Source organism: Streptomyces sp. DH12, assembly GCF_020873895.1.
Classification (GTDB): Bacteria; Actinomycetota; Actinomycetes; order Streptomycetales; family Streptomycetaceae; genus Streptomyces.
The window spans coordinates 1-595 of record NZ_JAHWGT010000481.1 but is presented as its reverse complement, the minus strand read 5'-3'; the positions used below and the strand labels follow the sequence as shown (position 1 = coordinate 595).

Annotated in this window: 1 pseudogene; it reads left to right on the top strand. The window is 70.9% G+C overall.

Annotation, left to right across the window (positions count from 1 at the left end):
- Positions 1–595: pseudogene (locus tag LPA54_RS35300) on the top strand (hypothetical protein); the annotation flags it as partial.

Sequence of the window (595 nt, the reverse complement as noted above, 5' to 3'; positions counted from 1 at the left end):
AAGGAGGCCCGCGAGATCGAGGCGCTGGCGTCGGTGGAGAACTGGAAGGGCAAGACCGCCACCGAGTTCCGCAGCGCCGCCGAGGGTGCGAGCGGCAAGCTGCGCAAGGCGTTCAAGCGGTACGACGAGGCCGCGGAAGCGCTCGGCACCCAGGTACGGGAGGGCGTGTGCAGCAACGAGTTCGCCTCGGAGCTGCACCGCGCCCAGCAGATGGCCGACCAGGCGCTGAAGGACGCCGAGCAGGCCGACGAAAGCCTGGGGAGCGCCCGCCGTGCCCTGGACGGGCTGCCCGACGACACCCCGGACGACGACCCGGACCGCAAGCGGCACACCGACCGGCAGAAGGCGGCGACCTCCGCGCTGGCCTCCGCGAAGAAGGCGCTGGCGGCCGCCAAGGGCATCCGTGACCGCGCCGCGCAGGCGGCGGCCGACGCGATTCATGACGTCATCGAGAACGACGGGCTGAAGGACGGCTGGAAGGACAAGTTCAAGAACTGGGTCCACGAGAACGCCGGCTGGCTCAAGGAGATCTCCAAATGGGCGGGACGCATCGCCCTCTGGGCCGGGGTGGCGGCGCTCGCTCTCGGCTGGATCC